The 3776-nt window shown below is 73.5% G+C and carries 4 protein-coding genes and 1 tRNA gene; all 5 read left to right on the forward strand.

Translation table 11 applies throughout. The features are described from left to right. Positions 1-161 precede the first annotated feature (161 nt). Positions 162-236: transfer RNA gene (locus AC1HC7_RS13755), tRNA-Glu, on the forward strand. A gap of 163 nt (positions 237-399) precedes the next feature. After that, positions 400-1086, forward strand: coding sequence for a D-lyxose/D-mannose family sugar isomerase (locus AC1HC7_RS13760; RefSeq protein WP_479495721.1), 687 nt, complete (start codon positions 400-402; stop codon positions 1084-1086). Then, the gene (locus AC1HC7_RS13765) at positions 1083-2030 is read left to right on the forward strand and encodes a carbohydrate kinase family protein (RefSeq protein WP_479495720.1); all 948 of its coding nucleotides are present in this window, start codon (positions 1083-1085) and stop codon (positions 2028-2030) included. Before AC1HC7_RS13760 ends, AC1HC7_RS13765 begins: the two co-directional genes overlap by 4 nt. Next, complete coding sequence (locus AC1HC7_RS13770) at positions 2027-3052, forward strand: glucokinase (protein WP_479495719.1); 1026 nt, start codon at positions 2027-2029, stop codon at positions 3050-3052. The genes AC1HC7_RS13765 and AC1HC7_RS13770 overlap by 4 nt, the downstream gene beginning before the upstream one ends. 221 nt (positions 3053-3273) lie before the next feature. Then, on the forward strand, positions 3274-3776 hold a 503-nt coding region (locus AC1HC7_RS13775), incomplete at its 3' end, for a hypothetical protein (protein ID WP_479499129.1).

Consider the following 3776-nt stretch of genomic DNA (forward strand, 5'->3'; position numbering starts at 1 on the left):
CCCGCGCCCCGAACCCCGCGCCCCGAACCCCGCGCCCGCCGCGGCGGCGCCGCGGCCGATCGCCGGCCCCGCGCGCCCGCGCGCCCGGGCGCCGACAACGCCGCTTGACTCCCGCCCCGCCCGGCCCTATTCCCCGCGTCACGCCACGCGCCGGGCCTTGCGTCCCCTTCGTCTAGTGGTTAGGACGCCACCCTCTCACGGTGGAAACAGGGGTTCGACTCCCCTAGGGGATGCCACATCTGCCGCAGCGGGCGCCGCCATCCGCCACCGCCGCCCGTCTGCGCCGCTTTTCAATCCCGGACGCGCGACGCCCCCCCCGAGCTCCACAGCCAAGGTTGAAAAACCGCGCCCCGGTTGTCGGGTTTGCCACATTGGCGCCGAGCGCGTATGGGGGTAGCCATGAGACGTTCGCAGATCAACCACATCCTGCGCGAGGGCGCCGCCTTCATTCGCGGCTTCGGCTACGCCATGCCGCCTTTCGCCGACTGGACCCCCGCGCAGATGCGCGCCCCGGGCGCCGCGGCGCTGCGCGCGCGGGGCATGGGCTGGGACGTGACCGATTTCGGCAAGGGCCGGTTCGCCGATCTGGGGCTGCTGCTGTTCACGCTGCGCAACGGCTCGGCCGCGGATCTGTCGCGGGGCGGCGGCATGCTCTATGCGGAAAAGATCATGGTCTCGCGCAAGGATCAGGTCTGCCCCATGCATCGCCATCGGCTCAAGGCCGAGGACATCGTCAATCGCGGCGGCGCCGCGCTGGCGCTGCAGCTGTTCGCCAGCGACGCCGCCGGGGCCATCGACCGGGACGCGGCTGTCAATGTCTCGGTGGACGGCTGCCGGCGCCGCCTGGACCCCGGCGCGACGCTGACCCTCGACCCGGGCGAAAGCGTCACCCTGCCGCCCGGGATCTGGCACCGGTTCTGGGGCGAGGGCGGCGACGTGCTGATCGGCGAGGTCTCCACGGTCAATGACGACCGGACCGACAACGTGTTCGACCCGCCGCTGGCGCGCTTCGCCGATGTCCACGAGGACGACTCCCCGCTGCGCCTGCTGGTCTCGGACTATGACGACGAAGGCGGCGCCCCGTGATCCTGTGCTGCGGCGAGGCGCTGATCGACATGATCCCCATCGAGGGCGGCTTTGCGCCCCATCCCGGCGGCGCGGTGTTCAACACCGCCATCGCCCTGGGCCGGCTTGGCGCGCGGGCGGGGTTGCTGTCGGGGCTGTCGCGGGACCTGTTCGGGCGGCGGCTGCGCGCGGCGCTGGACGAAAGCCATGTGGACGCGACGCATCTGATGCTCTCGGACCGGCCCACGACGCTGGCCTTCGTGCAGATCGTCGACGGGCAGGCCAGTTACGCCTTCTATGACGAGAACACCGCCGGGCGGATGATCGCCCCCGCCGAGCTTCCGGCGATCGCGCCCGAGGTCACGACGCTGTTCTTCGGCGGCATCAGCCTCTGCGCCGAGCCGGGCGCCGAGACCTACGCGGCGCTGGCCATGCGCGAATGCGGCGCGCGGTCGGTGATGCTCGACCCCAACATCCGGCCCGGCTTCATCGAGGACCCGGCCCGCTACCGCGCAAGGCTGCAGGCGATGATCGCCGTCGCCGACATCGTCAAGGTCTCGGACGAGGACCTGGACTGGATCGCGCCCGGCCCGCAGGACGCCATGGCCAAGCTCGCGACGCTGAAGGCGGCGGGGCCGTCGCTGGCGATCCTGACCCGGGGCGCCCGGGGCGCGACGGCGATCCTGCCCGGCGGCGGCGAGGTCGGCGTCCCGGCCGGCAAGGCGCGGGTCGTGGACACCGTTGGGGCCGGGGACACCTTCAACGCCGGGGTGCTGGCCAGTCTCGCCGCGCAGGGGCGGCTCGGCAAATCCGAACTCGCGGCGCTCGACGCCGGCGCCGCGGCGCGGGCGCTGGCCCATGGCGCCGCCGCCGCCGCCGTCACCGTGTCCCGGGCCGGCGCCGACCCGCCCTGGGCGCAGGACATCGCCGCCGGCCCGGCCTCGGGCGGGGCCGGCGGCGCATGACCGGCGCGCCCTTCCTGGTCGCCGATGTGGGCGGCACGTTCTCGCGCCTGGCGCTGGCCCATGGCCGCGCGGTCGAGGCCGCCACCATCGCCCGGTTTCGCAACGCCGAGGCCGGATCCTTCGGCGAGATCGTCGCCGGGTATCTGCGCGCCCAGGGCGCCCCCGCCTGCGCCGCCTGCTGCGTGGCGCTGGCCGGACCGGTCAGCGGCGATCGCGGCCGCATGACCAATCTCGACTGGGAGATCGACCTCGCCGGGCTCCGCGCCGCCTCGGGGGCGCCGCGGGCGGCGATCCTCAACGATCTGCAGGCGCTGGGCCATGGGCTGGAGGCGCTGAAGCCGGGCAGCGTCGCGCCGCTGTTCGGCCCCGATTCTGCAAAGTCCGACCCCGCGACGCCCGACCCCGCGCGCCGCGCCGGGGGCGCCGAACTGGTGATTGGCGTCGGCACCGGGTTCAACGCGGCGATCGTGCACAAGACCGGGCCGGCGCCCGGCGGCGCCCGGCTTGTCTACCCGTCGGAATGCGGCCACGCGGCGCTGCCGCTGCGCGACGCCGACGACCTGCGGCTTGCCGCCGCGGCCAGCCATTGCGGCGGGTTCTGCGCCGTGGAGGACGTGCTCTCCGGGCGCGGGCTGGAAAGCGTCCGCGCCTGGCTGGCGCGGGAGTCCGGCGAGGCCGCCTCCGGCCGGATTTCGGCGGCGCAGATCTGCGCCGCGCTGGATGGAGTCGGGGCGCCGGACCCGCTCAGCGTCGCGGCGGCGCGGGTGTTCACGCGCTTCCTCGGCCGGGTGGCCGGCGATCTGGCGCTGGTGCATCTGCCCTTCGGCGGCGTCTGGCTGGCGGGCGGGGTCGCGCGGGCGCTGGCCCCGCATCTGCTGGATTTCGGCCTGCGCGAGGCGTTTGCGGACAAGGGCCGCGAATCCGGCCTGATGGCGCATTTCCCCGTGGCGATGATCGACGACGATTTCGCCGCGCTCAACGGCTGCGCGATTTTCCTCGACCAGGCGTGCGGTCGGGGCTGAGCCCCCCGCGCCGCCGATCGCCCTGATTCGCCAGTTCGTCAGGCGAGGCCTGCCGCCATGATCCGGCGATGGGCGATTTCATCCCGAGCGAATCGCCTCCAGACCCCGAACTCGCCCTATGGCGGCGTCATCGCGGGCGCCTAGGTCCAACCTGAACACGGCCCATGGTCCGAAGGTTGACCGATTGAGTCTGACGCCGCCCGGCGGAGGTCCGGCGCCCGTTGATCGCGGCCGCCGCTCCGGTCAGCTTGTGTGAGCGCCGCCCATGGAGCGGGCCTCGTCAGAAGCCAATGTTCGAAGCAAATCAAGGAGATAACATCATGACCCTGTTGAAAAAGCGCCTTTGCGTCCTGACCGGCGCCGTGTCGGCCGCCGCGCTTCTCGCCATTGCGCCCGTCGAAGTCCGCATCGGCGGCGACGCGAATGTCGTGTCCATTGCTCCCGCCTATGTCTACGCCAAGGGCGGGCATGGCGGCGGGCGCGGCGGCGATCATGATCGCGGCGGCCGCGGCGATCGCGACGGGCGCGGCGATCGCGACGGGCGCGGCGATCACCATGACGCCGATGACGGCGATGATGGCGGCGATCACGATCGCGGCGGGCGCGGCGGCCGGGGCGCCAGCAGCAATGATGACGGCACGCCGGATCAGGGCCGCGGCGATCGGCCCGGCGGCCGCGCCAGCGGCGACGACGACGGCACGCCGGATCAGGGCCGCGGCGATCG

This window comes from Oceanicella sp. (assembly GCF_056449545.1).

Bases quoted from the DNA above. Each gene is read 5' to 3' on its own strand.
- AC1HC7_RS13760 (WP_479495721.1), top strand. From the start codon at position 400: ATGAGACGTTCGCAGATCAACCACATCCTGCGCGAGGGCGCCGCCTTC.
- AC1HC7_RS13770 (WP_479495719.1), top strand. From the start codon at position 2,027: ATGACCGGCGCGCCCTTCCTGGTCGCCGATGTGGGCGGCACGTTCTCG.